15 protein-coding genes are annotated in these 19,403 nt (G+C 42.2%); 11 read left to right on the forward strand and 4 right to left on the reverse strand.

Annotation, left to right across the window (positions count from 1 at the left end; translation table 11 throughout):
• From NCI00_RS28160 to corA, 3 genes are all read left to right on the forward strand, one after another.
• Positions 1-656 (forward strand): sensor histidine kinase (locus tag NCI00_RS28160; protein WP_253533159.1); only part of this gene is annotated, 656 nt, incomplete at its 5' end.
• Positions 657-664: 8 nt separating this feature from the next.
• On the forward strand, positions 665-1,078 hold the full coding sequence (locus tag NCI00_RS28165) for an EamA family transporter (protein ID WP_253533161.1): 414 nt from the start codon (positions 665-667) through the stop codon (positions 1,076-1,078).
• 319 nt (positions 1,079-1,397) lie between these two features.
• Entirely contained in the window at positions 1,398-2,462 is a 1,065-nt protein-coding gene (corA, locus tag NCI00_RS28170; protein ID WP_253533163.1) for a magnesium/cobalt transporter CorA, read from the forward strand.
• Positions 2,463-2,501: 39 nt separating this feature from the next.
• On the opposite strand, the gene NCI00_RS28175 is transcribed toward corA, so the two are convergent.
• The gene (locus NCI00_RS28175; protein ID WP_253533165.1) at positions 2,502-3,299 is read right to left on the reverse strand and encodes a hypothetical protein; all 798 of its coding nucleotides are present in this window, start codon (positions 3,297-3,299) and stop codon (positions 2,502-2,504) included.
• Between the two features lie 57 nt (positions 3,300-3,356).
• On the opposite strand from NCI00_RS28175, the gene NCI00_RS28180 reads away from it, so the two are divergent.
• From NCI00_RS28180 to NCI00_RS28205, 6 genes are all read left to right on the forward strand, one after another.
• Positions 3,357-4,037, forward strand: a complete 681-nt coding sequence (locus tag NCI00_RS28180; protein ID WP_253533167.1) for a response regulator transcription factor — start codon at positions 3,357-3,359, stop codon at positions 4,035-4,037.
• Positions 4,034-5,404: a HAMP domain-containing sensor histidine kinase gene (locus NCI00_RS28185; protein ID WP_253533169.1), complete on the forward strand. Its 1,371-nt coding sequence runs from the start codon at positions 4,034-4,036 to the stop codon at positions 5,402-5,404. Before NCI00_RS28180 ends, NCI00_RS28185 begins: the two co-directional genes overlap by 4 nt.
• Positions 5,405-5,511: 107 nt before the next feature.
• Positions 5,512-6,768 (forward strand): TolC family protein, encoded by a 1,257-nt coding sequence (locus NCI00_RS28190; RefSeq protein ID WP_253533171.1) that lies wholly within the window; start codon positions 5,512-5,514, stop codon positions 6,766-6,768.
• 1 nt (position 6,769) lies between these two features.
• Entirely contained in the window at positions 6,770-7,816 is a 1,047-nt protein-coding gene (locus NCI00_RS28195) for an efflux RND transporter periplasmic adaptor subunit (protein ID WP_253533174.1), read from the forward strand.
• 88 nt (positions 7,817-7,904) lie between these two features.
• Complete coding sequence (locus NCI00_RS28200; RefSeq protein WP_253533176.1) at positions 7,905-11,021, forward strand: efflux RND transporter permease subunit; 3,117 nt, start codon at positions 7,905-7,907, stop codon at positions 11,019-11,021.
• Positions 11,022-11,062: 41 nt separating this feature from the next.
• Positions 11,063-12,034 (forward strand): FAD:protein FMN transferase, encoded by a 972-nt coding sequence (locus NCI00_RS28205; RefSeq protein ID WP_253533179.1) that lies wholly within the window; start codon positions 11,063-11,065, stop codon positions 12,032-12,034.
• A gap of 335 nt (positions 12,035-12,369) precedes the next feature.
• Here the strand turns inward: NCI00_RS28205 and NCI00_RS28210 are convergent, their stop codons facing one another.
• Positions 12,370-13,317: a bile acid:sodium symporter family protein gene (locus tag NCI00_RS28210; protein WP_253533181.1), complete on the reverse strand. Its 948-nt coding sequence runs from the start codon at positions 13,315-13,317 to the stop codon at positions 12,370-12,372.
• A 1,989-nt stretch (positions 13,318-15,306) separates the two neighbouring features.
• Between NCI00_RS28210 and NCI00_RS28215 the strand changes: the two genes are divergently transcribed.
• On the forward strand, positions 15,307-15,774 hold the full coding sequence (locus NCI00_RS28215; protein ID WP_253533183.1) for a hypothetical protein: 468 nt from the start codon (positions 15,307-15,309) through the stop codon (positions 15,772-15,774).
• Positions 15,775-15,873: 99 nt separating this feature from the next.
• On the opposite strand, the gene NCI00_RS28220 is transcribed toward NCI00_RS28215, so the two are convergent.
• Together NCI00_RS28220 and NCI00_RS28225 are read right to left on the reverse strand one after the other, a co-directional pair.
• The gene (locus NCI00_RS28220) at positions 15,874-16,653 is read right to left on the reverse strand and encodes a hypothetical protein (protein WP_253533185.1); all 780 of its coding nucleotides are present in this window, start codon (positions 16,651-16,653) and stop codon (positions 15,874-15,876) included.
• 54 nt (positions 16,654-16,707) lie between these two features.
• A complete protein-coding gene (locus NCI00_RS28225) occupies positions 16,708-18,417 on the reverse strand; it encodes a tail fiber domain-containing protein (RefSeq protein ID WP_253533187.1) in 1,710 nt (569 codons plus the stop codon).
• A 556-nt stretch (positions 18,418-18,973) separates the two neighbouring features.
• Between NCI00_RS28225 and NCI00_RS28230 the strand changes: the two genes are divergently transcribed.
• The gene (locus NCI00_RS28230; RefSeq protein WP_253533188.1) at positions 18,974-19,399 is read left to right on the forward strand and encodes a hypothetical protein; all 426 of its coding nucleotides are present in this window, start codon (positions 18,974-18,976) and stop codon (positions 19,397-19,399) included.
• The last annotated feature ends 4 nt before the right edge of the window (positions 19,400-19,403 follow it).

A 19,403-nucleotide genomic window follows, 5' to 3' on the forward strand; every position in this document is an offset into this window, starting at 1 on the left:
TCACCGAGCGCAGTCGCCGCGAATATTTGGCACTACGGGAATTTACGGAGAATGCTTCGCATGAAATTCAAACTCCGTTGGGAATTATTCAATCCAAATTGGACCGAATGAGTCAATTGGAGGTCAGTGAAGAAATGGCACGTTATATTGTACAGGCAAAGTCGGGGGTAGAGCGACTGAGTAAAATGAACAGAAACCTACTGCTGCTGGCAAAATTAGATAATCAAGTATATTCCGAAAGGCAATTCATTTACGTAGATGAGCTGCTTAATCAACATCTGGAGCAAATGGAGGAACTGTTTTCGGTCCGAGGCATTACTCTTAACAAAACCCTGAGTCCCGTTCAGGTAAAGTCAGATAGATATTTATGTGATGTACTGCTTTCAAACCTGCTTTCCAATGCGCTGCGCTATACCTTTTCTCTCAGTGAAATAGCCATTTTTTTAAGTGAGCAACAATTCATCATCAGTAATCCCGGCGCAGCGTTGGATTTTCCTTCGGAACATCTTTTTGATCGGTTCACCAAAAGTGCCGATCAACCGCAGGGCACGGGGTTGGGATTGGCCATTGTCCATCAGATTTGTTTATTAAACGGCTGGACTGTTACTCACAACTATCGGATGGGGATTCATTATTTTTCAATTGATTTTAACTGATTTTCAACATGTGGAAATACTATGCGCTTTTCTCCGCTTTTTTCGCCGCACTTACGACTATATTGGTAAAAATAGGCATTAGTGGTGTTAGTGGCAACATTGCTACGGCCATTCGAACAATAGTTATTCTAGTGATTGCTTCGGGTATTGTTGTCGCCACCGGCGAGCACAGGCAGATAATTAATATTTCAAAAAGGAGTTTATTATTTATTATTCTTTCAGGAGGCGCAACTGGTTTGTCATGGTTGTTTTACTTCAAAGCTCTGGAAACTGGATTAGCCACAAAAGTGGCTGTCATTGACAAATCAAGTTTAGCGCTTACGCTGATTCTGGCGTTTATATTGCTAAGAGAACCGATTAGTTTGGAAGTGGTCATTGGCTGTATTTTCATTATTGCGGGAACGCTTATTGTAATGAAGTAAAGAAAAATGGGGTGATGTGTACTAATTAATTTTTGTTTAATTGAAATATAGAAACTGCAATTATAAGAATTTGCTTTGAGTAAATTACAGTATTAAACAATTTTACTCCTTTCAGATAAGTAGCTTTCCGAAATAAATTAGCTTGTTATTGAGACGTTTGTTAACCGGGTTGTCTATATAACATAATTTTGATTTTCGTATTTTTGGGAGCTATCCACATTAGACGTCTCTATTTTCCTGTCTTATTTTGGCCTTTTCAATTATATCATCATTAAAATACTCATGCATATTATATTTATATATAGAATTGTAAATTATCATGACATCATCTGTTGTTAATTCCAAATTCGGCCTTGCTCCCGGGTCACTCGTATACATTGGCCCAAAAGTAGCCAAGGATACCACCATTAAACTCATTGAATACAACGAAGAATACCATAAAGAAACCCTAATAAAAGACATCTCCGAGTGTCGAATTTCAAATGATAAACCCTTTGTCAGTTGGCTGGATGTGGACGGAATTCACGAACCTGATGTCATTGAAGCCGTAGGGCAGTTACATAACATTCATCCTTTACTGTTGGAGGATGTGATGAATACCCGGCAAAAGCCCAAGATTGAATTTTATAACGACAGCTACGTTTTTGTATCCCTTAAAATGCTGTATTGGCACGATAAAACAGGCGAAATTGATGCGGAACACATCAGTTTTTTTCTGGGCAGTAACTATGTCATCTCTTTTCAGGAAAAAAGAAGCAATGACATTTTCAGACTTGTTATTGATCGTATCAAAGCCTCGGTCGGCAAAACACGTCGAAACGGCGCTGATTATCTGCTGGTTTCGCTGGTTGATCTTATCGTGGATTATTACCTTGAAATCCTCGAAAAAATGAGCGAACGGCTGGAAGAATTGGAAGGACTGATCTTAGCCGCCAAACACAAAGACCCTATCAATCAACTGTACGGCTTTAAACGCCAGCTTACCCTCATGCGTAAGTATGTGTGGCCCCTGCGCGATATGCTCAGTCAGGGATTACGCGAAAACTCCAAACTCATTAATAAAAGTACTTTTCCCTACTTTCGTGATGTAAATGATCACATCACCAATGTCATTGATTCCATTGACTCAAACCGGGAACTGTTGACGGGATTGATCGACATTCACTATTCTACGCTCAGCTCCCGCATGAACAGCGTCATGAAAACGCTCACCATTTACTCGGCAATCTTCATGCCCCTGACATTCATTGTGGGGATTTACGGGATGAACTTTGATAACATGCCCGAGCTGCGTCAGCCCAACGGGTATTTTTACACACTGGCAGGCATGGCCGTGCTGGCCGCAGGGTTGTTATTTTACTTCAGGAAGCGGGGATGGATGTAGGTCAACGTTTAAAACAAAGATTCAGGCATTTGTATAAATTCAGTTTAAATTCAACCCTATCGTCACGCCCAACCACGGTTTTTGCCGATAAATCCAGTAGGGATTATTGCGGTCTGCCAGGTTTTCAAAACCAAGGGCCAGCCCCACCGTCAGGGCTTTATACCCGATAATGCCCGCCAATCCATAACTGTAACCCATTGCCTCATACTCGTACGCAATTTTTCCGTTGGTATAAAAATCGTTCAGCGTTACGGGATTGAAGCTCATAAAGCCGCCGCCGCCAAAACTGAAAGAGCGCAGTTCTGTTCTGCGAAAACTTTGAAAAAACATTTTACGGTATTGACCGATATCGTGACGAATCCCAAAATAGACTCCTAAATTAGTATTGGTGACCAGTTGCCCCGGCAATCCAACTTGTGAAAAACGGTATTTAAAGGGAATAGTGAACAAATCAATGTCAAACGAGGTAAATTGATACGTGAACCAAGGAGTAGTACGTTCAAATGATGACTTTGAAAAATCATTCGGATAGGTAAAAAAAACGGTTCCTGAATCAGACCGGTCAACGGTATTGTTCAGCCCGTTGGACACAGGAAGTTTGGTGACTGAAAATTCTACAAATAAGGTATCATTGCGTTCGTATAAAACTCCGGGCGTATTAACGGTTAATCGTTTTGCCTTCAGTTGTGCACTTTCAGCCGTTGAGTAGACTGTCTGATTTTTTTTGATAATGTAGGTTCGGTCAAGGCTGAGAATGCTTGAGCGTTGCCGTATGTGCGAACAGCCGCTCAGCAGCAGAGATAGATTCAACAATAGAAAGCCGTATTTTCTGAACATTATTTTGGTAAACAGTCGCACAAAAATAACGCTTTAACCGATTTATCAGTTGAACCAATGAATATCCTGATCATTGAAGACGACCAACGAGTCGCCGAACTTATCCAAAGGGGTTTGACAGAACAGGGCTTTGCTCCCACTTTAGCCTATGATGGATTATCCGGCAGAAAATTGGCCCTGAGTAATTCCTACGAACTTATTATTACAGATATTATTTTACCCAAATTGGATGGGTTGGATTTATGTCGTGAAATTCGTCGGGCAAAACCCGACATGCCCATTATTATGCTTACGGCTTTGGGAACAACCGATGACAAGGTAGAAGGATTTGATGCAGGAGCAGATGATTATTTAGTCAAACCTTTTGAAATGAGGGAGTTGGCGGCACGGATTCGTGCGTTATTGAAGCGTAATTCTAAAACATCCCATACGGCCGTTTTTGTTTTACGGTTCGACGACCTTGAAATGAATCTGCATACCAAGATTGTCAAACGCGGGGAAAATGAAATAAACCTTACCCCCAAAGAATTCAAATTGCTTGAATACATGATGCGCAATTCGGAAAGGGTGCTGTCGAGAGTGGAAATTGCCGAGAAAGTTTGGGATACTCATTTTGATACAGGTACCAATTTTATTGATGTTTACATTAACTATCTACGAAAAAAAGTTGATAAGGATTTTGAGAAAAAACTCATCCATACCAAATCCGGAATGGGCTTTATTTTGAAAGCGGAATGAAAATCAGGACAAAAATAACATTGCTGTTTACCTTCATCACTGCTACTATTCTGCTGTTGTTTGCCTCTATTATTTACTATTCAGCTAAAGAGGCCCGGGAAAAAGAGTTTTATGTTGCGTTAGAAAAAGAGGCGGTCACTAAAGCAAACCTGTATTTCAACGCAAAAGTAACTACCCAAACACTTCAGGATATTTATAAAAACAATCGGGTTTTCCTAAATAACGAAGTAGAAGTGGCTATTTATGATACAGTGTTTCATCTGCTGTATCATGATGCCGTTGAAATTGATGCCGTCAAGGAAACAAAGCAGATGATTCATGATATTTATCGAAAAGGAGAATTACAGTTTGAACAGAATGATTGGCAGGTAGTGGGACTGCGCTATCCGTTTCAGGGGAAAATTTACATTATTACGGCCGTAGCCTATGACCAGTATGGCTACAAAAAATTGACTCTTTTGTTCAGAAACAGTGCCATTGTCTTCATCATTTCCATTTTATTTATCTATATCGCAGGACGTTTTTTTTCAAAAAAAACATTCGAGCCTGTCACGGAAATGACCGAAAAGGCCAAAACCATTTCCGCTACCAATCTGGATCTAAGGTTAACGGGCAACGGCAACAAAGATGAGCTCTCTGAATTGGCGGGTACTTTTAATGAAATGCTCAATCGCCTTGAAAACTCCTTTGATGCTCAAAAACACTTTGTTTCCAATATATCTCATGAATTAAGAACCCCTTTGGCAGCCATTATTGCCGAATTGGAATTGTCGGCCAATAAAAATCGCTCCACCGAAGAATATAAAACGGTTATTGCGAACACCTTACAGGATGCCAAAAAACTGGTTAAACTCTCCAACAGTTTACTTGATTTAGCCAAAGCCAGCTACGACCCGGCTGAAATCACTATCAAAAAGGTACGGATTGACGAAATTCTGCTGGATGCAAGACAGCAGGTACAAATAGCCAATGCCGATTACCGCATTGATATTCATTTTGAAAACGATTCGGAGGAAGATAGCGAAATGCTGGTTCAGGGAAACGAATACCTTTTAAAGGTAGCTTTCGCCAATTTGTTTGAAAACGGCTGTAAATTCTCTCCCAACCACCGGTGTGCGGCGGCCATTTCGTTCACCAATGCCCGCATCAGTATCCAATTCAGTGACGACGGCATAGGAATATCCGCGGAGGATCGGATGAATATTTTCAAACCCTTTTATCGGGGCGACAATAAGGGGTATGCGGAGGGAAACGGCATCGGACTTTTTATGACCGAAAAAATCATTAGACTCCACAAAGGAAAAATCAGCGTTTCATCCCTTGAAAACCGAGGCAGCCGCTTCACGGTTGAACTTCCCCACGGCTGAAACGATTTTCTAATAAAATTCTAATTTTTTTCTGTTCGTTTTCTAACGACTCGTCAGCGCAATTAATCGGATTTTTGCACCGCAATTATTCATTCAAATGAAACGTGATGCCCAACCGCGATACATTCCTGCTCATTCTGCTCACGATATTGGGAGCCGTGTCCGTCTCGGCACAGCCCCTGTTTTCATTACATCGGGCGCTCCAAACCGCTAAGTCCAATAATCCTTTTCTGAAAAAAGACCAATTCAATATCAATATTGCAGAATCAGACATTGTAACGGCCCAATTGCGGCCCAATCCGATTTTAAACAATCAATCGCTGCAATTGGTCAAATCTTCGGTATATCCCAACGACTCAAAGTGGAGCAACGCCTCCAATCGACAGGTATGGTGGCAGTTGACCAAACCTGTGCAATTGCCCAAACAACGGCAGTATAAAATTGAAATCGCGACGCAGAATGCCCAAGTAGCCCAAAAATCATATATCGAAGCGGAGCGTAATCTATTTCAAGCCACCGCTGTCAAATGGCTGGATGTGTGGGCACAACGTAAGCAACTCGATATTCTTCAATCGGCAAAAAAAAATATTGATACCTTGGTAACCATTAATAAGCTGCGCCTGAAAAGTGAAGTTATTTCAGAAACCGATTTTGTACGGACCGAATTACTGGCCAATCAATACTTATTGCAAATCAAATCGGCCGAGCGAGAATACCAAAATGCCCTCAATGAACTTAAATTATTGATTGGCACACAGGACGAAATTCAAATAGATACGACCGACCAATTCTCTTACTCCTTTCCTGACTCTTTTAATGAGCTTCTGCAACAGGCACTCTCGGCACGAAGTGATTTGGACGTTTTGGAGTCGACCATTGATGCCACCAAAACCAATATCAAACTCCAAAAGGCATTGGCGTTGCCTCAGCCTGAACTTGGCATTATTTATAACCCCCAAAATACCATGCCTTATTTGGGTATCTATGGGACCGTTGACTTACCGTTTTTTTCGAGGAATCAAGGCGAAATCAAAAAATCTTATTTTTTCAAACAACAGGCAGAACAATATCTCGATGCTGCCCGAAGGCAAGTGCAAACGGAGCTGACAAATGCGTATACTACCTACCAAACCCAACGACAGAACGTACAGGATTTTACGAAGGTTTTGCAGCAATCTCAGGATATTTTGAACAAAGTTCGGTATGCCTATCTGCGAGGAGGAACATCCATTATTGATTTTTTAGAAGCGCAGCGCAGCTGGTTGGATACCCAGCAGCAGTATTACGATACGCTTCGACAATTTCGGTCAAGTTATATTCAATTGCTCTATACTTCAGGTCTCATTCATCAATTGGCACAATAAAATGAAAAAAATCTTCTTTTTTATCGCGTTTTCAGGATTGTTTTTCAGTGCCTGTTCAGAAAAAAAACAGGAGAAAGGGAAAGAAAATCTCCTGCCTTTTGTACAGAATGGCGGTCTCCTTATCCGCCTCCCCAATGAGAAAACAACGTTTTTTTTTGAAACGGAAACACTGAGTTATAATACGATAACGGCCGACATTAGTGCACCTGCCAATGTATCGGCAACGGTCATGCCTTCGCAGGAAGGAGCTTCGCAAAACATTATTTTATTTGAAAATCCGGCACTGGCGAGCAATTATACCGCACTCATCCAACATCAGATCAATGTTTCCCAAAAAGCCAATATCATAGAGCAGAAACAGGCAGTTATCCGACAAAAACAGATAGAATTGGCTCGTTACCAAGATTTAGCCCAAAACGGAGCGGGGACGGGGAAAGATGTATCAGATGCCAAAACGGATCTGATTATGGCCGAGACAGAGTTAAAAATTTCTCAAAACGAACTGAATAATGAGCGAGCCGCTATTATTGAACATGAAGCGGCTTTGAAACAGGGAGGTTTTGAGCCGCATAAATTACTTCGAGCTCCGGCCGGTACCGCGTACATTATTTGTGATATCCCCGAAAGTCAAATCAGTAAAGTGCAGGAAGGAAGCAGTTGTCTCTTGGAATTTACGGCTTTCCCCAATGAACAACTTACAGGAAAAATAGACGACGTCGCCGACATGATAGACCAAACAACCCGCATGGTTAAACTGAGGGTCAGTCTGAAAAACAATCGAGGAAAACTAAAAGCCGGAATGTTTGCCACCGTCTCCTTTGGCGTCAATGAAGGTCGGCACATCAGCGTCAGTAAGGAGGCCGTTGTCACCATTCAAGGCAAAAATTATGTCTTTATCAAACTGAATGAGAACACCTTTAAACGCGAAGAAATAACGACAGGTATTCAAATCGGTCAACGAATCATTGTGCTGACGGGCTTGCAGGCAGGCCAACAGGTAGCCGTTAAAGGAGTAATGCAACTGAAAGGATTAAGTTTCGGGTATTGATTCCAAGCCTTTATAGCCCCTTTGTCAAGAACATTTTCGGCCTTTTACTACCCTTCATTTACCCCCGAAAGGATAACTCTGTACATTAATGATCAAAAAAATAATCACGTTTTCGCTCAATCACCGTTGGGTTATCATCGTCGTCAGTATAGCGTTACTTGGGGTAGGTTATTGGTGTTTTACGCAACTCAAAATTGAAGCCTATCCCGATATAGCTGATACGAACGTGATCGTGGTGGCTCAATACGAAGGGCGAGCGGCGGAAGAAGTAGAGCAACAGGTAACGGTTCCGATTGAACGGGCACTGCAAAATACACCCAATGTTCTGGACCGTCGCAGTCGCACAATCTTTGGGTTGTCGGTGGTTCAACTTACCTTTAAAGACGGTACCGATGATTATTTCGCCCGACAACAGGTCATTGAACGTCTGGCAACGGTAGAATTGCCGGAGAGTGTCACGCCTGAATTGGCTCCGCTAAGTACGGCCGTGGGAGAAATCTTTCGCTACGTGGTGGAAGCCCCGCCCTCGTTTAGTAAGGCACAGTTGCGGGATTTACAGGATTGGGTCATCAAGCCTGCGTTGTTACAGGTATCGGGCATTGCTGATGTGGTCACGTTTGGTGGTCCTCTGAAGCAATTTCACCTGATAACTTCGCCCGAAAAACTACGAAAATATAACCTGACGTTGCAGGACGTTATTCAATCCGTAGAGGCAAATAATCAAAATACTGGTGGTAATACCATTGCCAGAGGTGGGCAAAGCTTTGCCGTTCGGGGAATCGGGGCCATTAAAAATGAGCAAGACATTCGGAATATCGTCTTAAAGTCAGAAAACGGTGTCCCGATTTTTGTACGTGATGTCGCAACGGTTGAGATTACTCCACCCCCACCAAGCGGGGTATTAGGATACACCGTCACCGCCGACAGTCTGGACGAAAGCAGCGGTGTAGAAGGAATTATATTGCTCAGACGCTACGAGAACCCTAGTGAAGCATTGGCTGCTTTGAAAGAAAAAATCAATGAATTGGAGGCCACTGAACTACCAGATGGAGTCCGGCTCAGAACCCTTTACGACCGCAGTTTTCTTATCAACCACTCCCTGGAGACGGTGGCACATACCCTGCTGGAGGGAATTACGATTGTCGTTATTTTACTTATATTCTTTCTTGGCAGTATTCGCAGTGCATTGGTCGTAGCCCTGACCATCCCGTTTTCGCTGTTATTTGCGTTTATATTGATGCGGCTGGTTAATATTCCGGCCAATCTGCTTTCGCTGGGAGCGATTGATTTCGGAATTATTGTGGACGGAGCCTGTGTAATGGCCGAACATCTTATCCGAAAATATCAGACCTCAGCCTTTTACGAAAGAAAGCGGGGAATCATTGCCACAACCCTTATCGGAGCCCAGGAAGTGGGGCGGGAGATTTTCTTTTCAGTAACCATCATTATTTTGGCCTATGTTCCCATCCTACTTATGACTCGGGTTGAAGGAAAACTTTTTTCCCCCATGGCGTTGACTTTGGCTTTTGCCGTCATCGGTTCCATGCTGGCAGCTCTAACATTTATTCCCGTATTGATTTCGTTTGCCTACCAAAAATCTTTTAACAACGTTGATAAACCCATCAAAATTCATCGGAACGTTGTACTGGAATTCCTTTCAAGCTACTACGAGAAGTTTATTTCAATTTTATTGAAAGGGTATAAAAAATCTGTTTTGATTGGGTTTTCGCTCGTGCTGGTCATGGTTTTGCTTGGGTTACGTTTGGGTACTGAATTTTTACCTTCACTTGATGAGGGCTCGATTTTTTTACGGGCTAATTTCCCGGCAGGTATTACTATTCAGGAGAATGCGGGCTTCGCCCCAAAAATCCGTCAAATTATCGCGAAATACCCGCAAGTTGCTTTTGTAATTACCCAAACGGGCCGCAATGATGACGGTACTGACCCTTTCCCCGCTAATCGAAATGAGATATTGGTCGGTCTGAAAGAATATAAATCATGGAGCGATACCATTTCCAAAAAAGAACTGGTTTCCCGAATTAAAACCGATTTGCAGCAAGCCCTGCCCGCCGTACAGATTTCGAGCGGCCAACCCATCATTGATCAGGTCATGGAAATTGTAACTGGCAGCGCCGCCGATCTTGCGGTTTCGGTCGTCGGTGAGAATTTGACCAAACTGCGTCAAAAAACAGATTCCATTGCTGCAATCGTCAAAACGATCCCTGGAGCGGAAAACGTAAATATTGAACAGGAAGGAGCGCAGGAACAGTTAGCAATTACTATAAAAAGAGAAGCTGCCGCGCGTTTTGGTATCAACGTCGCCGACATGCTGAACATGATCGAAACGGCCATCGGAGGCAAAACAATTTCTACGCTTTATGACGGCACCAAACGTTATGACATCGTCGTGCGCTTTTTGCCGGAATACCGCAGTTCCATTGACGCCATCAAAAATTTACAGGTTCCTTCAGCCAATGGTGCGCTGATTCCGATGGGACAATTGGCCGATGTTCAGTTTGTCGAAGGACAGACCAATATTTACCATTACGGCAGCAAGCGAATGGCAACGGTACGCACTAATATCATCGGACGTGATCAGGGCGGATTTGTAAAGGAATTGCAACAAAAACTGGAAGGTAAAATTCATTTACCAAAAGGATACGGCATCATTTACGGCGGACAGTATGAAAATTTGGAACGGGCCGGTAAACAACTTGCCATTACCATTCCCCTGACTGTTCTGTTGGTTTTTTTGTTTCTATTTTTGCTTTTCCGAAACTTAGCACATACCCTTGTGACCATGAGTTGTGTCTTATTTGCCGTTGGCGGCGGCGTGGTGGCCTTATTTTTGCGCGGCTATTATTTCAATGTTTCGGCAGGGGTCGGATTTGTGAGTATTTTCGGCATTTCGGTCATGGCTGGGGTATTACTTGTGTCTGCTATCAACCGAGCCCGCTCAATGGAAGGGGAAGCGTTAAGTCAGCAAATTTTACATGCCTCTAAAGAGCAACTGACGGCACTGCTGTCTATCCTGATTGTGGCTATTGTGGGATTGTTTCCCGCTGCGATTTCATCAGGCATCGGTTCAGATGTACAGCGCCCCTTAGCGACGGTTATCATCGGCGGCTTGACAAGTACATTACTGTTTGCCCCTGTTTTGATTCCGCCTTTATATCTCTGGATTGAGAAAAAAAGGAAAATGTAAACCTTTCGATTTTATCTTTAATCATAAAGCACAGCAGTTCAATGAATAACTATTATCTGTGTACGATTTTGTTTTTCCTTTTTCACCGACTCTCAGCGCAGGAAAAACGCTATACTTACGAAAGGGGGTTGATGGGTTCTCCTTTTAAACTGGTTTTTTATGCTTCCAGTGATTCCATTGCAGCATTGGCTTCCCAAGATGCCTTTAAACGGATCGAACATTTAAATGAATTACTGAGTGATTATGCCGATGGAAGCGAAATTAATCGACTGTCGGCGCAGTCAGGGTCGGGGCAATGGGTACCGGTCAGCAAAGACTTGGCAACAATTTTGTGGATTTCAAAAGAAATAAGTCTAAAAACGGAGGGAGCATTTGATGTAACCCTTGGTCCCGTGGTGCAGTTATGGCGGCGGGCCGTTCGGCAAAGAGCGTTTCCGGACAAAAGTGAAATTGCCGATGCACTGAACCGAACCGGCTTTCAAAAAATGAAAATTGACACTGCCGCCCGGAAAGTTTTACTCACTCAACAGGGGATGCGTTTGGACGTAGGCGGGCTCGGGAAAGGATATGCCGCTGAAGAAGCTGTTAAAATTTTAAACTCATACGGAATCAAATCGGCCATGATGAATGCAGGCGGAAAAGTGGTGCTTACGAATGCCCCACCCGGGTCAAAAGGGTGGAAAATAGTGGTTTCAAACGGCAGTGATTCCTTGGCTACCTTAGAGTTGGCTAACACTACGGTAGCCACCTCTGGACCAACGTATCGTTACTTTGACTATAAAGGAATTAGGTATTCGCATATTGTAAATCCGAAAACGGGAGTCGGCCTTCGATTTCATGTGAGAACTACGGTTATCGCCTCCGACGGAACGGTTTCGGATGCACTGGCAACGGCTTTCAGTGTATCAGGAATTAAAAAAGCCAAACGCTATGCCAAGTACTTTCCGGGCATTAATGTGTGGCTGGTGGAAAAACACAAGAAACGGATACTTCAATGGGATACTTTACGATAAATTTCCGTTTGGCAGTTATTCTGCCTATTTGGGAACATATACCATGGCGTCACAAAGACAGTTTTTGTATTCTTTACTTTACCGCGTTTTATAATTTTACGCAGCTTTGGCATCTCGTCCAGAATGTGCGTTCATTTGTAATGTGGTCATAGGTGGAAATGCGGGAATCATCAATATTATTTTTAAAAAGAAAAGACAGGAAGGATTCAACAACAAATTGACAAATTCGGTATGATAGCGGGCTTGGGCGCATTGTGGATAAAAAGAGAGAACCTGCCCGGCATTCGTTCACAATTTCAAAATACGCCTAAACTTAATCCGTCGCTGGCGTTGAATTATCTTGAGTGGACAGTAAATTGCTCACTATCTACCGGCTTTCTACTCCACCAACTCGCCAATAGTGAACCCGTAATATTCATAATAGGGCCGAAAAGTGCCGGGGCCAGCCCAACGGTGGCGAGTTTTCCCATTTGGTTTGCCAATCCTGAAGCCAAGCCGGCATTTTGTAAACCTACTTCAATGGCCGTAGTTCGGCAATCCTGTTCCTTTAAGCCAATAAGTCTACCGGCCCAATAACCGAAGAAATAACCGAAACAGTTATGTAACAACGAGCAAACCACTAACAAAACACCCACTTTTTGTAAATCCTTTTGACCGGCAGCTGTAATCACTACAATGATAAGACTAATACCCGCCATGGATATGAGAGGCAGAATTTTTTGAAGCCATGCCGCCCGGTCTTTCAATAGTTTATTAATCAGGAAACCTACTGCAACGGGCATAATAATGATTTTAAAAATCTCCCAAACCATCTCCGAAAAATTAACTTCAATAAACTGCCCACCCAGCAGTTTCATTAAAGCAGGAGTAAGAATTGGCGCCAAAAGCGTAGAAACCGACGTAACCGTGATTGAAAGCGCCACATTGGCTTTTGCAATATAAGAAATCACATTAGAAGCCAATCCACTTGGCGAGCAACCTACCAAGATAATGCCTGCGGCGATTTCGGGTGGAAAATTGAAAAGATTGGCAAAAGTAAATCCTAAAAGGGGCATAATAAGATAATGACCCACGATGCCAATCATCACTGCTTTTGGGGTTTTGACTACGCCTGCAAAATCTTCAAAACTCATGGTAGTTCCCATACCGAACATAATAATTTGTAACAATGGCACAATCAATCCTTTCAATTTAAAGCCATTGATTTCAATAAAATATTGCGGAAAATTATAGGCAATGATAACTGCCAGGATAATTGAAAGCGTGTATAGGTAATTTTTCATGAGTTAAATGAAGGGAATGGTTTAGCAGCAAAAAGCCGCATTCTCTAAAGCGAAAGTGCAGTTAAAATTACTTTCAAGATTCATATTGAAAGTAATAATTGACAAATCAGCAATTTACAATATATAGATTCAATTTTGGTCTTGATTTTGTCCGCACAGGCCCGCGACGGCCCGGCCTGCAGCAGTAGACGGTCGCCGCAGCGGTACCGTGCCCTGTCACGAATCAATGCTGACGCCTCGCTGTTTAGTTTTGCAGTTTTAGTATGAGTTAATGAGACATATTTAGGAGGTTAAATTCTTTGTGGCGTTTTACGAACGGTCGTTTGTAAACGTCCACAAATACGCTAATAACTATCTTTCTTTTTAGGTAACCTATCGGCAGGTTACCTAAACGTATAGTCTGGTAACCTGAGGTTACCTGAAGAACCGCCTCGGTTAGGTTAACTGATTTTTCAGTGTACCGGAAAATCTTATGATACCTACAGGTTACCTTATGATACGTATAGGTTACCTAAGGTTTCTGAGGGCAGGTAACCTATACGTATCATACCTTTTTTTGCTTCCTGCTTTCCTCGTCAGTATTACGTTACATTAAGTATCCTTACGTTACATTACCTTACGTATCATTACGTTTCCTTACGTTACATCCATGTTACCTTACGTATCATTACGTTACATTACATGGGGGATCAGCTGTTGCGGCAGTAATGCTTCCGCCACTGCATGGTCTATTTTTCTGGATATAATAAATTAATATGATTCTGCTAAACTGAAGAAAGAAACCAGAACTGAATTCGGACTAAGAAGAAAACGGTAAACATATTTCAGGATTAACTAAAAACGGTCAACATTTTTTAGGACGATACAAGCTTCTTGTCCTGTACAAACAAACGCGGGTCTAATTGTACAAACTGAGCAAGGATTCTAGCAAACATTCAAGTACCCATAATCAAGCTTTTTTAAGACCATTTTGTAAAATAAACTTGTATACTAATCAATGTATAATTAATTTAAAAAATCAACGAATAAACCTATACAAATGTTGGTTGGCTACCCCAGAGTGTCAACGACCGACCGTAAAAGACTAAAATTTGGAATTGCAATAGGATGTCCTCACCAAAGCAGGCTGCGAAATGATTTTTTAGGAAAAAGATTCTGGTAACAAAGCCAGCCGTCCTGAATTGGAAAAGATGATTTCTCAACTTCGCAAATTGAGTTGTCATAAAAAATCTGGAAAGGGCCGAAAGCATTCCTGTTTTAGCAGGTAATTCCCAATGTAATGATACCGTAAGGAAACGTAATGATACCTTAATGATACCGCAAGAATACGTAAGTAGGGTAACGTAATGTCGACTCCTTAAAAACAGTTGGCAGAGGTTAGAAAAAAGGTATGTTAATGTAGGTTACCTGCCATCCGAAACCTTAGGTAACCTATACGTATCCTGAGGTAACCTGTAGGTATCCTAAGATTTTCCGGTACACTGAAAAATCAGGTTACCTAACTAATCCGGTTCTTCAAGTAACCTCAGGTTACCAAAGGTAACCTTTAAGTAACCCGTTGGTAACCTATGGTTACCTGAAATCGGGCAAGAAAAGGTTACCAGACTATACGTTTAGGTTACCTGCCGATAGGTTACCTAAAAAAATCATACTCCTCGGAGTATTTGTGGCCGTTCAAAAACGACCGTTTATAAAACGCCTCAAACAGGGTAAAAGCTAAAAATGTCTCAGTAACTCATAAAAAAACACAAAGCCGGACATTGATTCGTGAGACGATGAGTTGCGACAATTCTAAGGGCCTATTCGGAAGATTTTTCAGCATTGGGTTTTGTCTCACAGAAATCCCCGTTTTGCGAGACGGGAAATTTGGATGTGAATTGCCAACCGTAGTTCTAATTTCAATAGTTAAATTGCCAAAAAATTAAGGAAGTTGACACTTCAATATGTCTTTGAGAGTGTTAACAGGTATTAGACATTAACATCAAAACTATGAAAAACCTGATTTTGAGCATCTACTTGCTGTTGATTTCGCTTTTTTCATGCGAGAGAAGAACTATGATTGAAAATGACAGCTATAATGCTCATACCTATGCTACCTGGAGTAAAGTTGGTGAGGTAGATTTTCAAGGAAAGGAAACGGTAGCAGTGGAGCCGAATCAGTTATTTAACCGTACTTGGTCAGGGTGGACGTTGACACAGCCTCACAAAGGTTTAGATAGTATATATTTTCAAAAAGACAATAGGGTTGTCTATAGAGATCGAGTGGCCAAAACTGATAAAACCGAAGAGAAAGGGCGTTTTTATATTCATACAGATAAAGGGATGCAATTAGAGATAAAATTTATAGTACCGGACGAGAAAAATAGTATAGCATATTTATATGTAAGTAGAATCCAAAACGACAGTATAGTTAAAGGTGGATTAGATAAGTATATATTTATTAAATCAACGAATTAATAAACTTGCTTAACATAAAATTCATTAGTTAACAGCAGATGTGTGGTCTTTTTTGCTGAAGCTATTTTTATAATTATTTAAAAAAGTTGATTCCATCCCCTATTCTCTGCGTATATATCCAGCGTCGGTCAGTGCTTTGGCAAATAACGGATATTCAGGAAATGCCGTCAACAGTTTATTTTCTTTATCTCTGAAATTGGAGAAATGTTTAAGATGTCCCCGACCGGCCACATTAATAGCCTGTGCATCCGGAATGCATCCCTGACCAATCCCTGACCCTGGAAATACCAACGTAATGATACCTTTATTGAGCCCGCCATGGCGCGGGTCGGCAGGGGCCCCCAAAGCCACTGCGCTACAAATGGATACTTCCCCTAAAGTGGGCTTATTTTTAGAATCGGCAAATATAGTAAAAGTATATCTGCCGTTAATTCCGTTAATAACCAAAGCCAAATCACCTATTTTTAATCCCGTTACACGAAAATAAGCGGGCGGCAGAGCCAAATAAGGAATGACCGTCGCATCGGCATATCGACGTACGTCTGTCTCAACATATCCTAAATTGATCAGACTTGTCGGCGAAATATAATAATCTCTGTAAGGTTGTTGCGGCGGTATTCCGTTTTGTTGAATCGGATTTCCCTGTTTGTCAGTTACTATTCCCCACCAATTTCCCGGATGACCTGCGTTGCCCAGATTATCCAAGGTGCCTGGCAGGCCGCGTGGACCATAAGCTTTCGGAGCACCGTCTGCATCTACTGACAGTGCACTTTCGTAAAAAAAGGCGGATGCATCCAAAGCAGCTTTTAATTGCCAGATGTGTGTTGTTCCGACCGTAGAAAGTCGTTTAAATGTTTGTTGTCTGATTAGATTACTCATGATAAAAACAGTTGTTTTTAATAGTACAAAGAATTAACTTTTCAGTATTTCTCTCTAATATTCCGAATGTTGCTTCATGGCCGGGGCAGAAGGTAAACTTACTTCCAGTGCATCCAGCCGTTTTTTAAGGGAACTCACTTCAGAAAGTTGTTTTTTCAGCAAATCCACTTCCGAGGCCAGTTGTTGTATGGCACTGATCCCAAGCATCGAAAGCGCCTCGTAATCCACGACTCTGAAATCATCCACTTCACGCCCGAATACAAAAATCTTATCTGTTGCAAAAAGCCAATTACCTACGGTGAAATCATTTCCGGAAAAAGATATAATCTCTGCGAGAATCTTCCCCTGTTTTTGATGAACCAACTCCACTTTATCACCCACTTTTAAACCATAATCATTGGGTAAACTCACAGTGAGCTCCTTGGCGGGCTCATTATATGAAATCTTCTCTGCCAAAATATATATATCCGGAATAACTGATCTTTGCCTGCGTACGGCCTGTGGAAAGACCTCTTCCACTTGTTGGGCAATGACTTTTTTAAAACGTTGCTTCCCCCAAACCGCTACATCTTTGTAGTGATAATCAGTAATTTTTAATTGCCGTAAGGTTTGCAGATCTTTTTGCGAATCCGATATTCCGGTGATGGTTTTGAGACGGGCATCCGAAGTAGTCGCCGTCTGGGCAGACACAAACGAGTTTTTAGTGACAATATCGGCCTCCACAAGCAAGCCAACATTGTAGGCTCCGTTGGGTAAGACGGGAATCGTCCCCCCTGTTCCATAACTGAAATAGCGCGTATTGGTCTCATTCAATGAGGAAAAACTTCCGATATGCAGCGGGGCAATCGGATTGGTGACCCCAATACCGACCGACCCGGAAAAATAACCACCTCCTACCACATGCAGTCGTTGTTGAGGAGTTGCATTCCCTAAAACCATCTTCCCGTCACTGAATACGGCTAATGCATTAGAACGTTCATTGTCAAATAGGCCGTTACCCACAATCAAAAGTGCATTCGGGCTGTCTATATTATTGATACCCATTGCAGTAGCATTAATACTGCTTACCCTTGTATTATAGCCCATAGCGGTGGAATGATTGCCGGAGGCAACGCCCGCAAAGCCCATAGCAGTGGCACTGTAGCCGGTTGCGATCGTGGAATTTCCTAAAGCGGTTGCATACCCGCCATTGGCCAATGTAAATCCGCCCATTGCCGTGGAGAGCTCGCCCGAGGCGGTGTTACTTCCTCCCAAAGCAGTAGACAAGTTCCCACTGGCGGTCGTACTGCCTCCTAAAGCGGTAGAATAATTCCCAGTTGCGGTATTACCTCCTCCCAAAGCAGTAGAATAATACCCCACTTTTGAATAGTCCCAATGATCTGAAATACTGACTCCGGCTCTGAATGCCCCTTTGGCAGGATACCAAATCAGTTTATTACCTGCCCCTGACGTGTCCGTCCCGAACAAAACGGTCTTGCCGGATGCGATATTGAAAGCCGCTCTTGGAGTACCTGTTAAAATTCCAACATTCCCTGCGTTGGTATTATAGAGGTCATTTCCGGTGAGATTCCATCCCACTGTCCCACCTCCCGTTAGAGGTATCCATGCCGTCCCGTTCCAATATTTAAGTTGATTGAGTCCACTGTCATAGACCAGTGTTCCCTGCGTTGGACTGATCGGGTTACTGGGAGATAACGTGATAGATTGTGCCGATACTATTTGAGTCATGGCCACAACCATTAAAGTAAGCAGAAACTTTTTCATACATGTATATATTTAACACCCTGATTATGAATTTTTTACACTAAGCTAAAATTCCATAACCGCTATTCCTAGAAACCGGCATTAAATTGAGTGAACGGTTAATTGCAGGGTGTTTCTAAACTGTACTTGAACAGGTATGAATGGTTTAATTTGATAATGCCGCCTACTTCAAAAGGATTTACCTACAGCTGTATCATACTATCGGTAACCGTTACTGTGTCAATCAAGACCTTAACTGACAAAAGGAATGTAACCACCTTTGTGAACATACCTGTTAAAGAATTATGATTACTTCCCCTCTTTTGATGCGCCTCTTGTTCAACATAAAATTCATTAGGAAACAGTATGTAATCCCCAAGTATTGGACAGGTTTTCGGGGGGGCAAGCTTAGTTGATTATTCCGATGAAATTGAACAAAGCCCTGCGATTTAAATTCTTACTGGAATACTCATTTTGGCGCCAATTCAAATATTCAAATCTTTTTTAAAATTATTGACTTACCTTTTTCTGTATGTTTTGATTAAAGAGGGAAATTAATCTAAAACAAACTATTCCGATGAACAAAATCCTTCTTCCGCTCCTTCTGACAATTTTGGTGTCAATTACATCGTTCGCCCAGTCGTTGTATAATCCTTACAGCACCCAACGCACAATTCGCTCTTCGAGTAGTATTAACAACCCTTATGGTACCAATCCCAACGTCAAATATCAGGAAGGATACCAAAGGAGCAACGGTACTTATGTACAAGGTCATTACAAAACCGAGTCTAACGCAACTAACATAGATAATTTTTCTACTCAAGGTAATACCAATCCCTATACGCTCCAATCGGGTACACGAGCTCAAGATTACTCGTCAGAGGCACTCAATTACGGTCAAGGTCAAACCATCCAGACAGGGTCACGCGGTGGACAGTATTATGTAAACGAAAACGGCAGGAAAACGTACGTACCCAAACGATCGAGTAACAACCCTTTTTGATTAA

The organism is Runella salmonicolor (genome assembly GCF_024158025.1).
Classification (GTDB): domain Bacteria; phylum Bacteroidota; class Bacteroidia; order Cytophagales; family Spirosomataceae; genus Runella; species Runella salmonicolor.

Excerpts from the sequence above, each read along its gene's own strand:
- NCI00_RS28165 (WP_253533161.1), top strand. The coding sequence starts at position 665 with ATGTGGAAATACTATGCGCTTTTCTCCGCTTTTTTCGCCGCACTTACG.
- corA (WP_253533163.1), top strand. The coding sequence starts at position 1,398 with ATGACATCATCTGTTGTTAATTCCAAATTCGGCCTTGCTCCCGGGTCA.
- NCI00_RS28175 (WP_253533165.1), bottom strand. The coding sequence starts at position 3,299 with ATGTTCAGAAAATACGGCTTTCTATTGTTGAATCTATCTCTGCTGCTG.
- NCI00_RS28180 (WP_253533167.1), top strand. The coding sequence starts at position 3,357 with ATGAATATCCTGATCATTGAAGACGACCAACGAGTCGCCGAACTTATC.
- NCI00_RS28185 (WP_253533169.1), top strand. The coding sequence starts at position 4,034 with ATGAAAATCAGGACAAAAATAACATTGCTGTTTACCTTCATCACTGCT.
- NCI00_RS28190 (WP_253533171.1), top strand. The coding sequence starts at position 5,512 with ATGCCCAACCGCGATACATTCCTGCTCATTCTGCTCACGATATTGGGA.
- NCI00_RS28195 (WP_253533174.1), top strand. The coding sequence starts at position 6,770 with ATGAAAAAAATCTTCTTTTTTATCGCGTTTTCAGGATTGTTTTTCAGT.
- NCI00_RS28200 (WP_253533176.1), top strand. The coding sequence starts at position 7,905 with ATGATCAAAAAAATAATCACGTTTTCGCTCAATCACCGTTGGGTTATC.
- NCI00_RS28205 (WP_253533179.1), top strand. The coding sequence starts at position 11,063 with ATGAATAACTATTATCTGTGTACGATTTTGTTTTTCCTTTTTCACCGA.
- NCI00_RS28210 (WP_253533181.1), bottom strand. The coding sequence starts at position 13,317 with ATGAAAAATTACCTATACACGCTTTCAATTATCCTGGCAGTTATCATT.
- NCI00_RS28215 (WP_253533183.1), top strand. The coding sequence starts at position 15,307 with ATGAAAAACCTGATTTTGAGCATCTACTTGCTGTTGATTTCGCTTTTT.
- NCI00_RS28220 (WP_253533185.1), bottom strand. The coding sequence starts at position 16,653 with ATGAGTAATCTAATCAGACAACAAACATTTAAACGACTTTCTACGGTC.
- NCI00_RS28225 (WP_253533187.1), bottom strand. The coding sequence starts at position 18,417 with ATGAAAAAGTTTCTGCTTACTTTAATGGTTGTGGCCATGACTCAAATA.
- NCI00_RS28230 (WP_253533188.1), top strand. The coding sequence starts at position 18,974 with ATGAACAAAATCCTTCTTCCGCTCCTTCTGACAATTTTGGTGTCAATT.